Annotated in this window: 14 protein-coding genes and 1 other RNA gene; 7 read left to right on the top strand and 8 right to left on the bottom strand. The window is 65.3% G+C overall.

Annotated elements, in window-relative coordinates:
• The first annotated feature begins 106 nt into the window (after positions 1-106).
• Both QD172_RS08235 and QD172_RS08230 read left to right on the top strand, forming a co-directional pair.
• Positions 107-1,105, top strand: a complete 999-nt coding sequence (locus QD172_RS08235) for a PepSY domain-containing protein (RefSeq protein ID WP_077375476.1) — start codon at positions 107-109, stop codon at positions 1,103-1,105.
• A gap of 316 nt (positions 1,106-1,421) precedes the next feature.
• Positions 1,422-2,618 (top strand): NAD(P)/FAD-dependent oxidoreductase, encoded by a 1,197-nt coding sequence (locus QD172_RS08230; RefSeq protein WP_279855434.1) that lies wholly within the window; start codon positions 1,422-1,424, stop codon positions 2,616-2,618.
• 28 nt (positions 2,619-2,646) lie between these two features.
• Here the strand turns inward: QD172_RS08230 and QD172_RS08225 are convergent, their stop codons facing one another.
• Complete coding sequence (locus tag QD172_RS08225; protein ID WP_279855433.1) at positions 2,647-3,555, bottom strand: LysR family transcriptional regulator; 909 nt, start codon at positions 3,553-3,555, stop codon at positions 2,647-2,649.
• A 218-nt stretch (positions 3,556-3,773) separates the two neighbouring features.
• Here QD172_RS08225 and QD172_RS08220 point away from each other — a divergent pair, with 218 nt between their 5' ends.
• Entirely contained in the window at positions 3,774-4,970 is a 1,197-nt protein-coding gene (locus tag QD172_RS08220; RefSeq protein WP_279855432.1) for an MFS transporter, read from the top strand.
• A 101-nt stretch (positions 4,971-5,071) separates the two neighbouring features.
• Here the strand turns inward: QD172_RS08220 and QD172_RS08215 are convergent, their stop codons facing one another.
• The 4 genes from QD172_RS08215 to QD172_RS08200 form a co-directional block, all read right to left on the bottom strand.
• Positions 5,072-5,422: a YqjK-like family protein gene (locus tag QD172_RS08215; RefSeq protein ID WP_077375463.1), complete on the bottom strand. Its 351-nt coding sequence runs from the start codon at positions 5,420-5,422 to the stop codon at positions 5,072-5,074.
• 36 nt (positions 5,423-5,458) lie between these two features.
• Positions 5,459-5,881: a phage holin family protein gene (locus QD172_RS08210; protein WP_043333873.1), complete on the bottom strand. Its 423-nt coding sequence runs from the start codon at positions 5,879-5,881 to the stop codon at positions 5,459-5,461.
• The gene (locus QD172_RS08205) at positions 5,881-6,228 is read right to left on the bottom strand and encodes a DUF883 family protein (protein ID WP_077375457.1); all 348 of its coding nucleotides are present in this window, start codon (positions 6,226-6,228) and stop codon (positions 5,881-5,883) included. Before QD172_RS08205 ends, QD172_RS08210 begins: the two co-directional genes overlap by 1 nt.
• Positions 6,229-6,604: 376 nt before the next feature.
• Entirely contained in the window at positions 6,605-7,750 is a 1,146-nt protein-coding gene (locus QD172_RS08200; protein WP_254696555.1) for a phospholipase A, read from the bottom strand.
• Positions 7,751-8,026: 276 nt separating this feature from the next.
• On the opposite strand from QD172_RS08200, the gene mscK reads away from it, so the two are divergent.
• A complete protein-coding gene (gene mscK / locus QD172_RS08195) occupies positions 8,027-11,563 on the top strand; it encodes a mechanosensitive channel MscK (RefSeq protein WP_254696554.1) in 3,537 nt (1,178 codons plus the stop codon).
• Here the strand turns inward: mscK and QD172_RS08190 are convergent.
• Genes QD172_RS08190 through QD172_RS08180 form a run of 3 tightly spaced genes read right to left on the bottom strand, consistent with a single transcriptional unit; the run spans position 11,560 to position 15,268 of the window.
• On the bottom strand, positions 11,560-12,837 hold the full coding sequence (locus QD172_RS08190) for an ABC transporter substrate-binding protein (protein ID WP_279855431.1): 1,278 nt from the start codon (positions 12,835-12,837) through the stop codon (positions 11,560-11,562). The two genes, mscK and QD172_RS08190, sit on opposite strands and share 4 nt — an antisense overlap.
• Positions 12,831-14,498, bottom strand: coding sequence for a sensor histidine kinase (locus QD172_RS08185; RefSeq protein WP_279855430.1), 1,668 nt, complete (start codon positions 14,496-14,498; stop codon positions 12,831-12,833). The genes QD172_RS08190 and QD172_RS08185 overlap by 7 nt, the downstream gene beginning before the upstream one ends.
• Positions 14,495-15,268, bottom strand: a complete 774-nt coding sequence (locus tag QD172_RS08180) for a response regulator transcription factor (protein WP_279855429.1) — start codon at positions 15,266-15,268, stop codon at positions 14,495-14,497. The genes QD172_RS08185 and QD172_RS08180 overlap by 4 nt, the downstream gene beginning before the upstream one ends.
• Before the next feature lie 196 nt (positions 15,269-15,464).
• Here QD172_RS08180 and QD172_RS08175 point away from each other — a divergent pair, with 196 nt between their 5' ends.
• The 3 genes from QD172_RS08175 to dnaX all read left to right on the top strand — a co-directional run bounded on the left by QD172_RS08175 (position 15,465) and on the right by dnaX (position 19,445).
• On the top strand, positions 15,465-16,526 hold the full coding sequence (locus QD172_RS08175) for an AbrB family transcriptional regulator (protein WP_279855428.1): 1,062 nt from the start codon (positions 15,465-15,467) through the stop codon (positions 16,524-16,526).
• A 129-nt stretch (positions 16,527-16,655) separates the two neighbouring features.
• Positions 16,656-16,752, top strand: an RNA gene (ffs, locus tag QD172_RS08170) — signal recognition particle sRNA small type.
• Between the two features lie 455 nt (positions 16,753-17,207).
• Positions 17,208-19,445, top strand: a complete 2,238-nt coding sequence (gene dnaX, locus QD172_RS08165; RefSeq protein WP_279855427.1) for a DNA polymerase III subunit gamma/tau — start codon at positions 17,208-17,210, stop codon at positions 19,443-19,445.
• Positions 19,446-19,554: the final 109 nt, after the last annotated feature.

Here is a 19,554-nt window from a genome sequence, read left to right as displayed (position 1 = left end):
TTCGCCGATGAGGTGTATTTGTCTTATCATCTGCGCCTCTTGATCGCACCCGCGCGAAGGCGTGTGCATCCACCTTGTCGTCGCTCACCCCAGGAACAGAGTCATCATGTCAGATGTCGCACCCGGTGCCCCCGCTCAACGGCCCGCCTCGCGCGCCACGTCCCTGCGTCAGGACACCCCCCGTCAGCGAGGGCGGCGCAAGACCCTGGCGCAGCGACTCAATCCCTGGATCCGCTCTCTGCATCTGTATTGCGGCGTCGCGCTGGTGCCCTTCGTGCTGTTGTATGGCGTGAGCGCCTTCCTGATGAACCATCCCGGTCTGTATCGCGACATCCAGCAGACACCCTTGTCGTCCGAGGCATTGCAACGCGCCGCGTTGGGCCCGGTGGATGCCCAGGCTCTGGCCGTGGCCACCGTGGCGGAAATGAACCGAGTCTCCTCGGGGCGTCACGAATTCACGCTGGTTGACCCGCAGGCGCTCGAAGGGGCGCCGTTGTCTCTGCTGCTGGATTCCCGGGGAGCGGACATGCGTCAGCGCTACATGGTGGATCTTTCCCACGGTGAGGGGCGGCGCATCGCCATGCAGGAAACGCCCTCAGCGGCAAATGCGTCGGCTCGTCCTGCTCGCATGCCGCTGGCCGGCCAGACCCTGACGCTTCCTGACACCTCACCACTGGCGGTGCCACTGGTCAGTCAGCAGGCCCGTCTGCGCGAGGCGATCGGCGCCAGTGAACGTCAGCCGCTCAATGGCAAGGGGACGCTCGACTTCACGCTGGAGGACGGCAGCGGCCAGCGCTTCACTGCCCAGCTGGACCTGTATTCAGGCAAGCTGAAGGGCCAGCCCGTCGGGCAGGTCCAGCCCGGCGCGGGGCTTGGCGAAACCCTGACGCATCTGCACAAGCAGCATGGCTACAAGAGCAGCGTGCTGGAGTGGCTGTGGGCCGTGGTCGTGGATGTCATGGCCTGCGTGATGGTGCTGTGGGGGCTGACTGGCCTGTGGATGTGGTGGCAGATGAAACGTCGGCGCCCCCTGGGCGGCCTGCTCATGGCGGCCGGTATCGGTCTGTCGGCGGCTCTGGGACTGGGGCTGCATGCCGGAATGTGACAGGTGAGGTGAGCAGGCTCTTGGCTTGACGTCATGTCCAGCGAGACACGACAGAACCTGACGAGATGGCATGTCAGCTGACGTGCGAGCTGACGTGCGAGATAAAAAGGAGCGCTGTGGATATCCGCAGCGCTCCTTTTGATGGCCAATGCGCGTTCCACATGTTGCCAGGGGACGGCGGGAGCCCGAAACCGGGCGTGGCTTCTGGTAAACTGCGCGGCCGGTGTCTGGCACAGTCGGGCCACCACGGTGCCGCTACTCGAGCACTCGGCGTTTCAGCACCGTCTTTCTCTTCTTGTTGCACGAGGTTTCCAGCATGGCCACATACGACGTCATCATCATCGGCGCAGGCGCGGCAGGCCTGATGTGTGCCGCCACGGCGGGCTATCAGGGCAAGCGCGTGCTGGTGCTGGACCACGCCAACAAGGCCGGCAAGAAGATCCTGATGTCAGGTGGCGGGCGCTGCAATTTCACCAACCTGGATGCCGGGCCGTCCAACTTCTTCTCGCGCAATCCGCACTTCTGCATCTCGGCACTCAAGCGCTACACGCCGCATCACTTTCTCGAGCTGGTGGAGCGTCACGGGCTGGAGCATGTCGAGAAGAAGCCGGGGCAGCTGTTCTGCGCGGATTCCGCCAAGGATCTGCTGGCGATCCTGATGACGGAGTGCGAGTGGGCCGGGGCGGAGATTCGTCTCAACACGCGCATCACTTCGCTTGAGCGTGCGGGTGAGGGCATGCGGGTCGAGACCAGCAACGGCACGCATACGGCAGGGCGGGTGGTAGTGGCGACCGGTGGCATGTCGATCCCGACGCTGGGCGCGACAGGCTTTGGCTATGATATCGCGCGCCAGTTCGGGCTCGAGGTCACCGAGACCTATGCCGCGCTGGTGCCGTTCACGCTGACTTCGCAGTGGAAGGAGCGCCTGTCGCCGCTGTCCGGGCTTGCCTGTGACGTCAGCGTCACCGCCGGCAAGGGCCAGTATCGCGAACCGATGCTGATCACCCACCGAGGGCTTTCCGGCCCGGCGATGCTGCAGGCCTCCAGCTGGTGGACGCCCGGTCAGCCACTGGACATCGACCTGCTGCCGGGGGTGGACGCCTACGCCGAGCTGCTGGCCCTGCGTGAGCAGCATTCCAAGCGCCAGATCGGTCCCTGGCTTGGCGAGCGCCTGCCCAAGCGTCTCGCCCAGTCGCTGGTCGAGTGGCAGGACGCCGATGCCGGCCGCATCAGCGAGCGCAGTCTCGCCGAGCTCTCCAATGCGCGTCTCGAGCAGCTGGCCAAGGCGCTCAACCACTGGCAGCTCAAGCCGGCGGGCACCGAAGGTTGGCGCACCGCCGAGGTCACCATGGGCGGCGTGGTCACCGATGCCATCTCGCAGAAGGACTTCAGCGTGCGCGATCTCCCGCAGCTGGCCTTCATCGGTGAGGTGCTGGATGTCACCGGCGAACTGGGCGGCTACAACTTCCAGTGGGCGTGGTCCTCGGCGGTGGCCTGCGGGCTGAACTGCTGACCAGCACGTTCTCACCACTGGCCGCGTCTCATGCCATCTGCTGGCGGATGGCGGGCAGGCGTTGCTCGACCAGCGCGACGAAGGCCTCGGTCACCGGTCGGCCCGGTGTGGTCGGATAGTGAAGCTCCAATGGCACCGCCCCGAGCGCCGGACGCAGGGGAATGAACTGACAGCCATCGCACTGCAGACGGCGGATGCAGCCGGGCGCGATGGCGACTCCCAGTCCGGCCGCGACCTCACTGAGCAGTGTCTGCATCATGGCCGGCTGGCGCTGGAGGCGCGGCGAGAAGCTGACATCGCCGCAGGCGCTGATGATCTGGTCAAATAGCCCCGTCGCCTGCGTGCGCTGAAACAGCACGAAGTCCTCCTGCGCAAGCTCGCTCAGGGTGAGCCGCTTGCGGTGCGCCAGACGATGGCCCTCGGGCACGACCGCCATCAGCCTATCCTCGTAGACCGGCAGAGCCGTCAGGGTATCGCGCTGCTCGATGGGCAGCGGACGCGACAGGCCGAGGTCGATCTCGTCACGCGCGAAGGCATCCAGCTGCTGCTGGGCGCTCATCTCATGCAAGGTGAGGCCGACCTCGGGGTGGCTGGCGGCGAAGTCGCGCATCAGCCCGGGAACGAAGCTTGCGCAGGCCGAGCTCATGTAGCCGATGCGCAACGTGCCGGTCTGGCCGCTGGCGGCCATCGCTACGCGCTTGCGTGCCTGTGCCTCCAGCGCCAGCATGCGCTGCGCTTCTTCCAGCAACGCCTCGCCGGGTGCCGTCACTCGCACTTCCCGCGTATTGCGCCACAACAGACTCACGCCCAGTTCGGCTTCAAGATCGGCGATCTGGCGACTGATGGCAGGCTGAACGGTGTGCAGCTCGCGGGCGGCGGCCGAGAAGCTCCGGTGCGTCGCCACGGAAACGAAGGTTCTCAGTGTGCGCAGTTCCATGGCAGCTCTCGTCAGTTGATTGATGTTCATCAAGTATAAGTCATATCAAGTATCGTCATTTCTATTATCAATGCTCGCTCATTAGTCTGGGGACCTGCCAAGCCTCCCTCCGTCAGCTTTCTTCCTCTCGCGCCCTCCCGGCTTTCGTGTCTCACAAGCCAGGAGGGCGCGGCGATGCAGTGGCTGGCAAGAGGGCCCTGTTTCCGAGTGGAGCCGATATGACGACATCAACTTCCCGAGATATCGCGCAGGATACGCGCGATACCTCTCGATCACTTTCTGGCGGCGGGCGTTTCACGCTGCTGGCGGTCGCCTGTCTGACCATCATGGTGGGTACCGTGGTGGCACCGGGGCTTCTGAATATCGCGGCCGCCTTGCAGGTGGAGAGCCATGCCAGCTGGCTGATCACCCTGCCGTCGCTGGGTGCGGTGCTGTTTGCGCCTATCGCCGGGCGCATGATCGACCGCCTCGGGGCCTATCGCGCGCTGACTGGCGGGCTGTTCCTGTATGGTCTGCTGGGGGCGGGCGGGGCACTGCTGGAAGGCACCGTCGCCGTGTTCGCCGATCGCATCCTGCTGGGGGGCGTCACCGCAGTCGTGATGGCGGGCGGCACCACGCTGATCTCCGAGTGGTATCACGGCCATGCGCGACTCAAGATGATTGCCCAGCAGGGCATGTCCATCGAACTTGGCGGTGTGATCTTCCTGTTCGTCAGTGGCGTGCTGGCAGGCATCGCCTGGCAGCTGCCTTTCCTGCTCTACCTGCTGGCCTGGTTGCTGCTGGCCATGCTGTGGATGATGGTGCCCAGGCAGTCACCTGCATCCCCTGATGAAACGGTTGGCAAGTCGGGCCAGCAGGCGCTGTCCGCTTCGCTCACCAGTGTCTATCTGGCGGCGGCCATGGCCATGACGCTGTTCTTCACCGCCATCGTCATGCTGCCCAAGCGCCTGAACCTGCTGGGGCTGAACGAGGCCTCGACCGGCATCTTCCTGGCGGCGATCTCGATGGTCGCGGTGGTGGCGGCGATGTGGATGCCGAAGGTCTCACGTACCTTGCGCGAGATGCCGACGCTGGCACTGGCCTTCGTGCTGTATGCCGCCAGCCTGTTCGTCTTCCAGCAGGCCGAGAGCATGGGGGTGATGAGTGCGGGTGCCGTGCTGGCCGGGATGGGCTTCGGCTTCTCGATTCCGCTGCTCAACCACATGACGGTGGAGCGCAGCCACGCACTGGTGCGTGGACGCAATCTCTCCTACCTGACGATGGCGATCTTCCTGGGCCAGTTCCTGACCTCCTTCCTGGAGTTCCTGCCCGGCGATGGCCGCCATGTCTTCGGTTTTGGCGCCGTGCTGGGCCTGATCTTCGCGGCTCTCTATCTGGGCATCCATCTGCTCAAGCGCGACAGTCGCGGCGCCTGAGTCATCCCGGACAATGCCTGCCCGCTGCATATCGAGACGTGCGACGAAAAAAGCCCCGCGACCTGAGTGCCAGGTGGCGGGGCTTTCGGTATGTATCGTGATCACTTGTCGAACAATATTCTCAGGCGGCGAATCATCACCCAGCCCATCAGGCCGCGCTTGATCAGGCTCAGGCCCTTCTTTGGCCGGAAACCTCCCCGCGCGGCAATCAGGCCGCCCACCAGAACCAACGGGCCACGGTATTGCTGGACCTTGGCCCAGCCACGGTCGATGGGGGCGGTTGCCTCCTTGAGGTCACGCATCGCATGACTGACGTCGAGGCGCTGCTGGCTGATGCGTGCTTCGAGTTCCGCACGCCTGGCATCGCGCGGATGCGCTTGCCGGCGACCGTTCCCCCCTGAGGGGGGCAGTGCCGGCTCACGCTGCGCGAGGGACTGTCTGGAAGAACTCATCTCGCCTCCTTGGCAGGGGCTGGCAGGCGGGGGGCATCAGAGGTTTTCGCGTTGGCGCTGGCGTTCCAGTGCGTCGGCGCGGACGTCCTTGAGGCTGTCGCTGTCGCGGCTCAGATTGCTGAGCGTCGAGCGCAGCAGGCTGCGCTGGGAAGCGATCACCTTGACTCGCCAGGCGATCAATCCGCCCAGTGCCAGCAGGATACCGCCGCTCAAGGCGATGGCCAGCAGGCGATGGGTATCCCAGAAGGCCACGACCACCAGCAGGATCGCCAGGCCGATACCGAAGCAGATCAGCATCAGGGCGATACCTGACAGCAGCAGCATCACGAACAAGCGTTCGCGTTCCTCCTCGAGCTCCAGCACGGCGAGACGCAGACGCGTCTCGCCACTCTCCACCAGGCTCGCGGTCAGACGACGGATGGCGCCAAGTACGCGTTCAACCGGCCCTTGCTCCTGCATCAGCGACGGCCAAGCAGCATGCCGATGACGACACCGGCGGCAGCGCCGATACCGACACTGGTCCACGGGTTGTCGTGCACGTAGCGGTCAGCGCAGTCCGCGGATTCACGCGCGCTGGCGGCCAGACGGTCACCCTGGGCACTCAGTCGGGCACGAGTGGCTTCTAGGCGGGTCTGGGCGCGGGCACGCGCTTCCTTCATGCTCTCGCGGGAGTCCTCGGCCGAGGCGTGCAGCAGTTCCTCGACGGTCTGGGAGAGATGACGCAGGTCTTCCTTCAGCTGCTCGGTGTTGGCACCGGTGGCTGAATTGGCTGTGGTCGTATGATCACCGATTTTCTGCATGGCCATGTTGTGTCTCCTTCCCGTGTGTCGAATCAGATTTCGTGAATTGTGAGCGCCAGAGGGCGCGCATGACTCTCGAACTCAGTCTTCCCTGGGGCGCCGCTGGCGGCAGGGCATGACCTTTTCAGGTCGCAGCGATTCCTGCCTGGCTGCGTCTTTTCTGGTCATGAACAAATCCTTGGGGCCACCGGGAACAAACACAAGGGCTGGCAATGCCTGGATGATGATATCGGGGGGAGCCGAGGCGCATTCGTTGATCTGGATCAGGGAGGATGAATCCTGTCTGCACGGCCTGAAACGACGCAACGGGCAGCCTGGGCTGCCCGTTGCGTGGCGAGGGGGTCATGGCTCGGCGGCCCGTGAGAGGCGCGCTGGCCGAAGATCAGGTCTCTGGCAGGCCGGCGAAGAAGGTGTTGATCGAGAAGCCCAGCCCCAGGCGATTCACGCTGTGGTCGTAGTCGATGAGGCTCTCGCCATAGCCGTGGTAGTACTGCACGTAGCCGCGCACCTTGCCGAACAGCGGGAAGGAGTAATCCAGCTGGTTGCCGAAATTGCCCTTGGAGGGGTTGCCGCGCACCATCCAGGTGAACTCGTGCTGATCCGCGGTATAGCCCACGGTGATGTCGCCGTAGCCGATGTAGTTGTAGAGGTCCGGATTGTCGTCCTCATCGGACTCCTCGGGCACGCGCCAATGCGGCGTGATCGCCACGGCCCAGTCGCCATTCTGGAACATCATGTCGGCATAGACCCGGTTCCAGCTGCGCGATAGCGGGTCGGAACGCCCGTTGGACTGATGGGCGAAACCGATGCGATTGCGCGTGTTGGTCCAGCCCAGCAGTTCATAGCGATTGTCGAACTGAAGGAAGGCTTCCGGCTCGTAGTTGGTCTCGCGGAACGGCGCCGAGGCATCGGAGTTGTAGGCCTGCCACCAGCTGCGCTGGGTATAGGCGAAGTACAGGTCGCCATTGTCATCGAAGATGTCATTCACCAGCCCGACCTTGAGACTGAGCTGGTACTTCACCTCGGTGTTGTCCACCTCGCCTTCACGGGTCACCTGGGCGAAGCTGCTCTCATTCGGGGTCGAGTTGTAGGCCCAGGGCAGCAGATAGTTGCGCTTGTAGGCGGTGATGGCCAGGGGATTGCTCTCGGCATCGTCCTCGAGCACCACCCGCTCCTCGGCACGTTTCTGAGCCAGGCTGTCCTGCCCCTGACTCTCCTGACCTTCCACGGAGGCAGGGGCGTCATCACTCGCCGCCAGCTCTGCGCCGCCACGTGCGGGTTGCGTATAGATCGGCGTGCGACGTGGATCGCTCTTGCGTGCCCCTGCACGCGCCTGGGCCGGAGTCATCCCCAGTTCTCGGGGCGTGAAGCGCTGGCCATTGGCCAGTACCACGCGGCCCTGGCTGTCCATGGTGTAGGGCACGTCTGCGCTGGCCAGTGGGGCGCAGGTCAGCAGCGCTGACGCCAGCATTCCGGACAGGCATGCCGCGACTGGCCGAGAGCCGGTGGAGGTAGGGCAGAGAAGCATGGAAATATCCTGTCTGTAACACCGCAAGAGACGAGCAGCGCATTATGGGGCAACGATCATGACAAGTCTGCCATTCTACTGGCTGGCAGGCGTGGGGTGCCAGCTGGCAACCGACGACACCTCTGTCGCCTGCCGCTCACATCCCCATGGTGCGCTTGGCGGGGAGGTGTCGGAGCGATTGCGCCTGACTGAGGCTCAGTTGACAATGCAGGCATCGTGGACCCCGAGAGGTCTGCCTCTGGTAACGATGCGGGTGAGGAGATGGATGTGTCAGGCATGAATTCCTTGAGAGCGACGACGCGATGGATCGTGATGATGCTTGTCGTGCTGCTGTGCGCCTTGCCCGGCATGGCACAGGCCGTCGTGGAGCGCAGCGATGTGCAGGGCCAGCTGGAGGACCTGCAGAGCGTCGAGAAGCCTGACGCGGAGACACGCCAGCGGATCGCGGATCTCAAGGAAACCCTGACGGTACTCGATGATCTCGGTGAGGCCAACAGCAACCTCAAGGACATCAAGGCCGAGGTGAAGACGGCGCCGGGTGATCTGGCCGAGGCCCAGGCAGCGCTGGCGAGCCTGCCTCGCGACAGCACCAGTCAGCTCGACGAAGCGAGTCTCGCCGAGGAATCGGTGGAGGCATTGGATGCGCGCATGACGCGTATCCTGGACGAGCTCCAGAGCCTGCAGGACAAGCTCGCGAGTACCAATCGGCGCCTCATCAATGCCCAGAGTCTGCCGGAGCGCTCTCGTTCGACCCTGGCGGATGCCCAGCAGCAGGTGCAGCGCCTGCAGACCCAGCTCTCCGGCAGCGACAGCCAGGCACTGACCGGCACGGGCCGAGACCTGCTGGAGGCGCGTCTGGCCCTGGCCGAGGCACGTGGCGAGCTCAGCCACACCGAGCTCAACTCCAGTTCGCAGCTGCGAGAGCTGGCGCAGGTACGCAAGACGCTCTACAGCCGACGTATCGAGACTCTCGAGCAGGACCTCAAGGTGGTGCAGAGCCTGGTCAACGCCAAGCGGCGAGACCAGTCCGAGCAGACCATCGCGGAGGCCACCAGCGGCGAGAATGCCGAGCTGGCCAGCAACCCCATCTTCCAGCAGGTCTTGAGTCGCAACCGTGAACTCAGCAGCCAGCTGCTGGCGATCACGGATCGCGTCAACGCCGTGATCCGCGATGGTCTCGAGGTGCGCACCCAGCTGGATCGCGTCACCCAGGTCGAGCGCACCATGAGCGAGCAGATCGAGGCCATCAAGGGCAGCGTGCTGCTGGCCCGTATCCTGCGTGAGCAACAGAGTCATCTGCCCAAGGTTGACGTGCGTCAGGACCTGAAGGAAGAGATCGCCGATCTGCGCCTCAAGCAGTTCGAACTCAACAAGGTGCGCGAACAGCTCGCGGACATTCCGCACTATCTGCAAAGCGAAGTGCTGAGCGAAAGCGCCGCGCTGGAGCGCCCCGGCGGCAACGCCGATGCCCAGACGGTCAGCTCCGAGCTGCGTCAGGCGCTGACTCGCCAGCTGGAGGCCCGCAAGGAGCTGGTCGACAAGCTCGACAAGGAATATGACAGCCTGCTGGCGCGCGCCATTGATCTGCAGCTCAACCAGCAGCAGTTGCTCGAAGTCTCCGGACGTCTGCGTCAGACCATCGAGGAGCAGCTCTTCTGGGTCGCCAACGGCAAGCCTCTGGACCTGGACTGGCTGTCGCGTACTCCACAAATGCTGGCGGACGAGCTCAAGCCCACCGTATGGCGCGGCGTGGTGGCGGGGCTGTCCAAGGGCTTCCAGCTCAATGATCTGTGGGTGGCGCTGCCGGGGCTGCTGTTGCTGATCTTCATCACCTGGAAGCGCTCGCACATCCGATCGCGCCTGGCGGACCTGCATGCCCAGATAGGCCGCCTCAAGCAGGACACCCAGCTGCACACTCCGCGGGCGATCCTGCTCAACGTGATGCTGGCGATCCCCGGTGCACTCGCGCTGGCACTGATCGGCAGCGTGCTGTCGCTGGGGGAGGGCGTCATGCTGTGGGCGCTGGGCCAGGCGCTGCTCAAGCTGGCGCTGGCATGGGGGATCTTCGCCATCTTCCGGCGCCTGCTGGTCAAGGACGGCGTGGCCGAGCGTCACTTCCAGTGGCCCGCCAACTACGTGGCCGAGCTGCGCCGCCATCTGTGGTGGCTGGGCTGCGCGCTGCTGCCGGTCATCCTGACCACCAACATCATCAGCGAGGCGGATCTCAATCTGCTGGAGCGCCCGTTGGGTCTGCTGATCCTATTCTCGGGGCTATGCGCGATGAGCTTCTGTCTCTCGCGGTTGATCCTGGCGCATGTGCCGTTCTTCGGTCTCAAGCTGTTCCGCCTGATTCTGGGGCTGGCCATGGCCATGGTGCCGGTGGCGCTGGGCGTGCTGATCTGCCTGGGGTATGAGTACACGGCACTGCGCCTCAGTGGACGCTTCATCACCACGCTGTTCCTGTTCGGTGCCTGGATTCTGGTCGAGGCCACCGTGGTGCGCGGGCTGGCAGTCGCGGCGCGCCGTCTGGCGTATCGACGTGCCGTGGCGCGTCGGCGAGCCCAGGTGCAGGAAGGCGCGGAGGGCGGCGTCGAGGTGGTCGAGGAGCCGCCGCTGGACATGGAGCAGGTCAATTCCCAGTCGCTGCGCCTGTCGAAGCTGATTCTGGTCATCAGCTTCATGTTCATCTTCTATCTGGTCTGGGCGGATCTGCTCAATGTGCTCAGCTACCTGGACAGCGTCGTGGTCTGGGAGATCGCCGCCTCGGCCGAGGGAGATTCCGCGACCCCCATCTCGCTGGCGGATCTGATCGCGGCGCTGGTCACTCTCGGGGTCGCGGTGATGATGGCGCGCAACCTGCCGGGCCTGCTGGAGGTCTCGATCCTGTCGCGGCTCGAACTCAAGCAGGGGTCCAGCTATGCCATCACCTCGCTGCTGTCCTACGTGATCATGGCGACGGGCTTCGTGATGACACTGGGCAGCATGGGCGTCAGCTGGGACAAGCTGCAGTGGCTGGTGGCGGCGTTGAGTGTCGGCCTGGGCTTCGGTCTGCAGGAGATCTTCGCCAACTTCATCTCGGGCCTGATCATCCTGTTCGAGCGCCCGGTACGCATCGGCGACACCATCACCATCGGCAATCTGCACGGGACGGTCAGTCGTATCCGTATCCGTGCCACCACGGTGACGGATTTCGACCGCAAGGAGATCATCATTCCCAACAAGGTGTTCGTGACCGACCAGCTGATCAACTGGTCACTCTCGGACAACGTGACGCGGGTGGTGCTCAACTTCGGCGTCGCCCATGGCAGTGATCTGGATCTGGCGCACCGCCTGCTGATGCAGGCCGCCCAGGAGAACAGGCGGGTGCTCAAGGACCCGGAGCCTCTGGTGTTCTGTCTGAGCTACAACAAGGACAACTTCGGCTTCGAGCTGCGCATCTACGTCAACGACCTTACCGACCGTCTGTATGCGACAGACGAGATCAATCGCTGGGTCGATGCACGCTTCCGCGAGAACGGTCTCAAGGTGGCCTTCCAGCAGATGGATGTCTGGCTGCATCGTCAGGATGGCACCGAGCGTCTCATCGAGCAGCGAGCGGCCACGGGCGAGCCGCTCAGAGCGGCCAGCGGCTCGCCGGAAAGCGTTGGAGCCGAGACGGGAGACGCACCGTCAAGCAGCGAACATCGTGAGGGCGGCGCCTTGATCGCTCGTCGCAAGCCGACCACCGGCGTGGGCGGCCGTGAAGATGCCGGGTTGCGCGAATCCGCGCCCGACGCGACGGACGGCGACGGGGGAGATGGCGGCGGCCGCTAGTCGTCGAGCGTTGCCGGTGAGGCCGGTGTTGCTTGAGTCTCAGGCGCAGGCCTGGTTTCAGACTCAGACTCAGACGCAGGCTCAGAGCCAGACCTGGGCCCGGGCGCCGGAGCCCGAAACTCCAGCGCCCAGCGGCTCAGGAAGCTGGCCTGCTTGAGCCTGTCGAGGGTGGCGAGCAGGCCGGGGCCTATCTCGATGGGGCGCAGCGCGTTGCCGAGACGTTCACGCAGATCGCGCGCGCTGCCGTCACCGCTCACCTCGGGATGCAATGCGCCCAGATCGCTGTCATTGGCCACCGCCTGTTGGCCCTCAAGACTCAACCACCAGTCCAGAAATGCCTCGCCGGCATCACCATGCGGTGCCTGGCGCGGCACGAACGCCAGTCGGCGCTGAATCAGCACGTAGTCTTCCGGCACGATCACCAGCAGCTCAGGGTGCGCGCGGGCAAAGGAGATGGCATAGGGCCCGACCAGGTTGTAGGCGATATCCACCTCGCCGTTGGCCAGTGCCTCGAGCATGGCGCCGGTGGTGGTCACCAGCCGTGCATCGGCCTGACCCATGGCGCGCACCAGTGTCCAGTAGCGAGGCGACTGACGGGCATCGGAGACGGCATAGGTGAAGCCGGAGCCGCTGCGACGCGGGTCGTAGGTGATCACGCGACCGCGCAGCAGCTCCCGGCGTGTCTCCAGCAGGTGCCAGAGATCCCGATGACTGCGCAGGGCATCGCGAGGGTCGCGCAGTCCTTCGCTGTCGGCCAGACGTTTCAGCGCATCGCGGCGCGCCACCATCACGATGGGCTCGAAGCTCATGGCGAACAGCTCATTGCGCCAGCGTGAGCTCTCGGGCCAGCCTGTCAGGTTCGCGGCTTGCAGCGGGCGTGCATGGCCGCCATTGGCCAGACGGTACTGCAGGCCCATGGCCGAGGAGATCATCAGGTCGGCCCGAGGAGTCAGGGGGGCGGCCAGATAGCGGGCTTCCAGCGCCAGCGCGGAGCGATTGACGTAATGCAGCAGCATCCCGGGGTGTTCGCGGCTGTAGCGTTGCAGCAGCGGACGAATCTCGGGCAGATCCAGCGCCGCATGGATCACCAGATCCGCCTCTTCCCCGGACTGGACAGCCTGCGCGGCCACGGGCTCTCCTGCCTTGAGCCAGAGTGCCTGATGCTCATCGAGTTGCGGGTCGAAGCTCGCGGTGTCCTGTGCCGAGCACAACGACGCGATGGCCAGCCCGACGACGGTGAGCACGGCGGCCCAGCAGCGGTGCGTTCTCAACATGCATCCCCCTTGGGGCCGGTCGATGCCTCGCGTGAGGCTGGGGCAGTGGCGGTCACGGGAGGCGGGCAGGGCAGCAGGTGAAAGCTCACGCGCAGTCCCGGCCGAGCGCCATCAGCGGGGGCAGGGTCGGAGGCCTCCAATGACAGCCGGGCATCGTGGTGGCGGGCAATGCCATCGACGATGGCAAGCCCGAGCCCTGCGCCACTCTGCTCGGGTGTCTGGCCGCCTGAGGCATCGGACATCGGCTGGGCGGCCGGGTGCTGGTCTGCCCGGGCATGGCGATGAAAGGGGCGCAGCACCAGCAGACGCCGCTCCGGCGTGATGCCCGGGCCATCATCCTCGACGCTCAGGCGCAGACGGCCTGGCGTGGCCGATTCACGTGCCGCGTCTTCTCCGCTGGCGGGTATCGCGTGCTCGCGGCTCAGCGTCACGGTCACTACCCGCGCGCCATGCTTGCAGGCGTTGTCGATCAGGTTGGCCAGCGCCTCCTGCAGTTGCCAGTCCACACCCGGCGTCCAGGCGGCATGGTCGATGTCCGGCGCGATCTCGAGGCCGAGATCCACACCGGCGCGATCACAGCGCAGGAAATGACGGCTGACCGTGTCGCGCACCAGGCTCGAGAGCTCCAGCGGCACCCGAGGAGGTTGCACTTCCGGATTGTTGAGGCGTGTCAGCGACAGCAGCTGATTGGCCAGGTGGGCGGTGTGGCTGGCGGTGGCCTGCATCTGTGCCAGTGCCGCGTGCCAGGCGCTCGGGTCCTGCTGGCGCAGGGCCAGTTCGGCATGCGCGGAGAGACCGGCCAGGGGCGTGCGCAACTGATGGGAGGCATCGCCGATGAAGCGCTCCTGATTGGCACGGACCCGGCGCATGCGGGACAGCAGCTCATTGAGGGCATGCTTGAGTTCCTCAAGCTCGCGCGGCAGCGTCAGCTGCAAGGCCGCCAGGCTGCGCGGGTCGCGTTCGCGGATGGCTCGCCGCAGCCGCGTGAGGGGCGCAAGCGCCATGCGCACGCCCACCAGCACCACCATCAGGGCCAGAATGGCCATGCCTGCCAGGCGCACCAGCGAGCCACGGTACAGCTCCTGGGTCAGCGCATCGCGCCCTTCGCGGGTATGGGCGACACGAATGCTGAAGCGTTGGCCATGACGCGGGTCATCACCCCAGCCACCGAGGCGGGTTTCGAGCGTGCCCAGGCGCAGTGCCTGCCCCTGCCAGGCGATGTCGCGAAAGGCCAGTTCGCCACTGCGTCCCGCCATCTCGTCCCGCGTGCCATGTGTGCCGGCCTCGCTTCGTGCATCGGGCAGCCGCGTGTTGCCCGTGACCTGCTCGCCATCGGCGTCCACCAGGCTGTAGAAGACCCGCTCCTGGGCATCGGTGGCCAGCATTTCCAGGGCTGCCGGCGGCAGGTCGAGCCATAGCTGACCATCCTGCCATTTGACCTGCTCGGCGATGGTCACCAGCGAGGCTTCCAGCAGACGATCATAGGCGCGGTCCGCGGCTTCACGCGCGGACAGGAAGGCCTGCACCAGCAACAGGGTGCCCAGGGCCAGCAGCGGGATCAGCAGCCAGCTCAGCAGACGACGATAGAGACTGACGGGCTGTTGGGCATCGCGTGGTGGCTGTGGGGATGCCGTGGCCTGGTGTGAGTCGAGCGCGCTCAAGGAGTCCGGCTCTCCGCCGGGGCCTGTTCCAGCAGATAGCCGAGGCCGCGAATGGTGCGCAGACTGACGTCGCTGCCGTCCAGGCGCTTGCGCAGGCGGTGGACATAGACCTCGATGGCGTTGTCGCCGACTGCCTCCTGCTCGCCGAAGGCCTCGCGGGTCAGGCGGGCCTTGTCCACCGGCTCACCGGCGTGCTGGATCAGGCAGCCAAGCAGACGCTGCTCGCGCGGGGGCAGTGACAGCGGTGCCTCGGCCAGCAGGAAGCGACCATTCAGCGGCTCGAAGGCCAGACTGCCCACCACCAGTCGCTGTTCGAGCGCCCGGCCCTGATGCGTGGCCTGGCTGGCCTGATGATTGGCATGACGACGCAGCAGAGCGCGCACGCGGGCTTCCAGTTCATCGAGCACGAAGGGCTTGGCGAGGTAGTCGTCGGCACCGAGATCCAGTCCGCGTACGCGATCCTCGATGGCGCCGCGGGCGGTGAGAATCAGGACCGGGGTATGGCGATCGTGCTTACGCAGGGCGGCCAGTATCTCGAGCCCCGAGGCGCCGGGCAGGTTGAGATCCAGCACGACCAGCGCGAAGCCGTGCGGCTGTCCTGGCGAGAGTCGCGCCAGCGCCGCGCTGCCATCGGCCAGGTGCGTGACGTCGAGTCCCTCGCTGATAAAGACACTGTGCAGGGTACTGGAGAGCAGTGCGTCGTCCTCCACCAGCAGCAGTGACGGCGTCTGTCGGGAAGATGTGGAAGGTGTCGATTGCGTGGGGGTCATCCGGGCTCCGGGAGATGCACGGTATTCCCGTTCAGGTGGCTGCCGAAGGCACCACGATTCACGGTAGGATCATCAGGGCAACAAGCCATGTGGCTAGCGTATCATCACAGGCTCCCCTCGTGCCGCTGACAAGGATGTCGGAATGTCATTCATCTCGTTCGCGCGCGCTGTCAGACAGCGCTTCAGGACTCCATCCGTGGATAACGATCAGTGGAAATCGCTGGCGGTCTCGCTGGCGCTGGGCGTGGCGGGAGGCAGCCTCTTCCAGCTGACCGGCATGCCGCTGGCGTGGATGCTGGGGCCGTTGGTCGCCAATCTGCTCGGTGCCATGGCCGGGCTGACACTCGCCGTGCCGGAGCGATTGCGCAGCCTGTTTCTCGGGGTGCTGGGTCTGACGTTGGGAGCGCGAGTGTCGCCGGAGCTGGTCTCGCACCTTGCCAGCTGGTGGCTGTCGGGGACATTGCTGTTGCTCGGCGTGCTGGCCTCGACACTGGCCTGTGCCGCCTGGTATCGACGCTGCGGCTTCGATGCCACCAGTGCCTGGTTCGCCTCGGTGCCCGGGGTGCTGACGGCGATGGTGATCATCGGGGAGCGCAGTGGCGGCGATGCCCAGCGTATCGCGGTGGCCCAGTCGCTGCGCGTGCTGCTGGTGATACTCATCCTGCCGCCGCTCTACTGGCTGCTGGAGGGAGGCGGTGGAGCGGACGGGGTAGGCGACCCGCCGGTGAGCGGGCTGTGGCTGGTACTGACGTTGCCGTTGCTGTTGCCTCTGGGCAGGCGCCTGCGCTTGCCGAATGCCGCGTTGCTGGGGCCATTGCTAGTGGCGATGGCGTTCTCATTGGCCGAGGTGGTGCGCTTTGCGCCCCCGATATGGGGAACGGATGTGATGCAGCTGGTGCTGGGCTGCGCCATCGGGGCACGTTTCAAGGGGCTGTCGCCCGCCAGACTGGCGGGGCTGATGGGGCAATCGGGTGTCGCGACACTGATCGCGCTTGCGGTACTGGGTGGCTTCGCCGAAGTGATCCATCAGGCAATGGGCGTGCCGCGCGATGTGGCCTTTCTGGCACTGGCACCGGGCGGGATCGGCGAGATGGCACTGCTGGCGGTGGCGCTGGATCTCGATCCCGTCTTCGTCGCCTTTCATCACCTTCTGCGCATGATCGTATTGATGCTGGCGCTACCGCTGATGGTGCGCCATTTCCGGAAGCGTGCGCCGGTACCTGACGGCGAGGCGTGCGATGAGAGGAAGGGGGATTGAGGCGCTGCGACATCCCCTCTTGTGAGGGCGGCAGCACGCTGTTATAGTGTGCGCCTTGATCACGCCAAGTGCTTGAAGTTCAAGCGATTGGCTCGGTAGTTCACCGATTGATCATGTCTGTGGTGGCCCTGTTGGTCCTCCCGCAATGCTAGGCTGCAAACCCCGCCAGGCCCGGAAGGGAGCAACGGTAGTGGCTGACGCGTGTGCCGGGATGTGGCTGATGGGGCCGCCTCCATTTCAGGGCAGCAAAGATCCGCATGCCTGAAATGCCACGTCTACGTGTTCCCCCGCAAGTCCCCTGATCGACTCCTTCGTACGTTGCCATGCCCTGTCGGGCGTCTTGTTGTGTCCGTCTTGTGCCTTTGGCTTCCCTGTTCGGCGCTTATGTTCAACACCCGCGTTCGGCATCTATGACCAACACCCGTGTGCGATCCTCATGTTTGATCGTCATGTTCGACTGTCATGTTCCGCCGTCGGGCCCGTCATGCGGGCCTGGAGACAGCAATCCCGTTGCACAAGTGGTTACGTGCTTTGAAGCCACTCGGCAAGTCGCTAGAATGAGCGCATTCTCAGCGAGGCCGCGTCATCGGTCTCCGTCTGTCGACTGTCGGTGGTGACGCTTATCCGGGTCGTGCAGGCTTTCCGCTCATGTTTCAGATCACCCAAGGAATGCCTCGCTCAATGAGCTATCAGGTATTGGCGCGCAAGTGGCGCCCGCGCAATTTTCACGAACTGATCGGTCAGGAGCATGTCAGCCGTGCGCTGGTCAATGCCCTCGATCAGGGGCGCCTGCACCATGCCTATCTGTTCACCGGGACTCGCGGTGTCGGCAAGACGACGCTGGCGCGCATTCTCGCCAAGTGTCTGAACTGCGAGGAGGGTGTCAGCTCCAGACCCTGCGGCGTGTGTGGCACCTGTCGCGAGATCGACGAGGGGCGCTTCGTCGACCTGATCGAAGTCGACGCCGCCTCGCGGACCAAGGTCGAGGACACGCGTGAGCTTTTGGACAACGTCCAGTACGCCCCGACCCAGGGACGCTACAAGGTGTACCTCATCGATGAGGTGCACATGCTGTCGACCCACAGTTTCAATGCGCTGCTCAAGACGCTGGAAGAGCCGCCGCCCCACGTGAAGTTCCTGCTCGCGACCACCGACCCGCAGAAGCTGCCGGTCACCATCCTGTCGCGCTGTCTGCAGTTCACGCTCAAGAACATGCCGCCGGTCCGCGTGGTCGAGCACCTCACCGACATTCTCGGGCGTGAGGAAGTCAGCTTCGAGGAAGACGCGCTGTGGTTGCTCGGCAAGGCCGCCGATGGCTCGATGCGTGACGCCATGAGTCTGACCGACCAGGCGATCGCCTTCGGCCATGGACAGGTGCGGCGCGAAGATGTCGCCGCCATGCTGGGCACCCTGGATCACCGTCATGTGCTGGCGCTGCTGGAATGTCTGGCGGAATTGAACGCCGCGAGTCTGCTGGCGGAGGTCGCGACGCTGGCCGAGCAGGGCCCGGATTACGGCGGTGTGCTGGATGACATGGCCTCCGTCTTCCATCGCCTGGCGATCGCCCAGATGGTGCCGAGCGCGCTGGACAACGGCCATGGTGACCGTGATGCACTGCTGGCGCTGGCCAGCCGCTTCACTGGCGAAGACGTGCAGCTCTATTACCAGATCGCCCTGCAGGGTCGCGCCGACATGGCCAATGCGCCGGATGCCCGCACCGCGCTGGAGATGACGTTGCTGCGCATGCTGGCCTTCCGCCCGCAGGGCGTGCCGCGTCCGGCGCAGACGCCGCTGCCGATGACCGGCCAGCCGGAGGGCGCCGCTCAAGTCCCGGCACCACAGGCGTCCGCGCAGCAGGCTCCGGCTCAGCAGGCTCCTGTTCAAGAAGCACCGGTACAGCAGGCCCCGGCTGCCTCTGTGGCTCCCGCCGCGGCGCAGTCTGCCGCACCGGTGACTGAAGCACGGCCGCCGATGGCCGATGAGCCGCCCCCCTGGGCGACGGAGGACGTTCCCCATGACGCCCGGGATGCCGGCTTTCGCGACCTGACACAAGATGAGCCCCAGACATCGGCCGCGACAGGGTCAGCGCCGGCTGCCGAGCCAGCCCCGGCGATGTCTGCCACGGGGGCGCAAGCGCCGCAGCCGTCGGAGCCGGTGGCTGCGCCCGCACAGGCAGCCGCTGCGCCCAGCTCGGCGATGTCACGCCTGAGCGCCGCCTTTGGTTCGGCGCAACCGGAGCCGGAACCGGAGCCGAAACCGGAACCGGGGCCCGCTGAAGCATCAGCACCGGAGCCCGCTGAAGCATCAGCACCGGAGCCTGCTGAAACAGCAGCGCCGACGTCTGCTGAATTGTCAGCGCCAGCACAACCAGAGCCTGCTGCGCCGGTCGTGTCTGAGCCCGCCATGTCTGAGCCCGCTATGTCTGAGCCGGTCATGCCCAAGCCTGTCGAGGCAGCGGCTCCCGCGCCGGTTCAGGCATCAGCGCCTGCGCCATCCGATGCGCCGAGTGGTGATGGCCGCTTGAATCACGCGGCGTGGCTGGAGCTGTTCCCGGCGCTGGGGCTTGGCGGCATCACACGCAACATCGGTGCGCACTGTCTGGTCGAGCACGACGATGGCACGCACCTCAAGCTGAGGCTGGACCCGGCCCAGTCCGCGATGATGGCGGATGTCCACCGGGAGCGCATTCACAAGGCGCTGGCAGGACAGGGCGTGGTGCGGGAACTCGAGATCAATGTCGGCCCGCTGCCGGAGGGTCTCGAGACACCTCACAGCCGACGCATTCGTCTGCTGGGCGAGCGTCAGCTGCGGGCGGTTGAAGCCTTGCGTGCTGACCCGCATATCCAGTCATTGGAGCAGCAATTGGGCGCGCGCTTGATCGAGGAAAGCGTCAACTCCTTCGAGCCGGACAATTTCTGATCGAGCGTCATCGGTCACCGCGACCGGTGACGCTCCCGGATTCCGGGGGACGTGCTTGCGGGCATGTGCCCCCACGCCAGCCATGCCAGATGGCGCGGCTGGCAGACAG

Source organism: Cobetia sp. 10Alg 146 (assembly GCF_029846385.1).
Taxonomy (GTDB): domain Bacteria; phylum Pseudomonadota; class Gammaproteobacteria; order Pseudomonadales; family Halomonadaceae; genus Cobetia; species Cobetia marina.
This window is presented reverse-complemented; position numbering and strand designations above follow the sequence as displayed.

What these genes read in the sequence shown, in the direction of transcription:
- QD172_RS08235 (WP_077375476.1), top strand. Translation starts at nt 107, where the DNA reads ATGTCAGATGTCGCACCCGGTGCCCCCGCTCAACGGCCCGCCTCGCGC.
- QD172_RS08230 (WP_279855434.1), top strand. Translation starts at nt 1,422, where the DNA reads ATGGCCACATACGACGTCATCATCATCGGCGCAGGCGCGGCAGGCCTG.
- QD172_RS08225 (WP_279855433.1), bottom strand. Translation starts at nt 3,555, where the DNA reads ATGGAACTGCGCACACTGAGAACCTTCGTTTCCGTGGCGACGCACCGG.
- QD172_RS08220 (WP_279855432.1), top strand. Translation starts at nt 3,774, where the DNA reads ATGACGACATCAACTTCCCGAGATATCGCGCAGGATACGCGCGATACC.
- QD172_RS08215 (WP_077375463.1), bottom strand. Translation starts at nt 5,422, where the DNA reads ATGAGTTCTTCCAGACAGTCCCTCGCGCAGCGTGAGCCGGCACTGCCC.
- QD172_RS08210 (WP_043333873.1), bottom strand. Translation starts at nt 5,881, where the DNA reads ATGCAGGAGCAAGGGCCGGTTGAACGCGTACTTGGCGCCATCCGTCGT.
- QD172_RS08205 (WP_077375457.1), bottom strand. Translation starts at nt 6,228, where the DNA reads ATGGCCATGCAGAAAATCGGTGATCATACGACCACAGCCAATTCAGCC.
- QD172_RS08200 (WP_254696555.1), bottom strand. Translation starts at nt 7,750, where the DNA reads ATGCTTCTCTGCCCTACCTCCACCGGCTCTCGGCCAGTCGCGGCATGC.
- mscK (WP_254696554.1), top strand. Translation starts at nt 8,027, where the DNA reads ATGAATTCCTTGAGAGCGACGACGCGATGGATCGTGATGATGCTTGTC.
- QD172_RS08190 (WP_279855431.1), bottom strand. Translation starts at nt 12,837, where the DNA reads ATGTTGAGAACGCACCGCTGCTGGGCCGCCGTGCTCACCGTCGTCGGG.
- QD172_RS08180 (WP_279855429.1), bottom strand. Translation starts at nt 15,268, where the DNA reads ATGACCCCCACGCAATCGACACCTTCCACATCTTCCCGACAGACGCCG.
- dnaX (WP_279855427.1), top strand. Translation starts at nt 17,208, where the DNA reads ATGAGCTATCAGGTATTGGCGCGCAAGTGGCGCCCGCGCAATTTTCAC.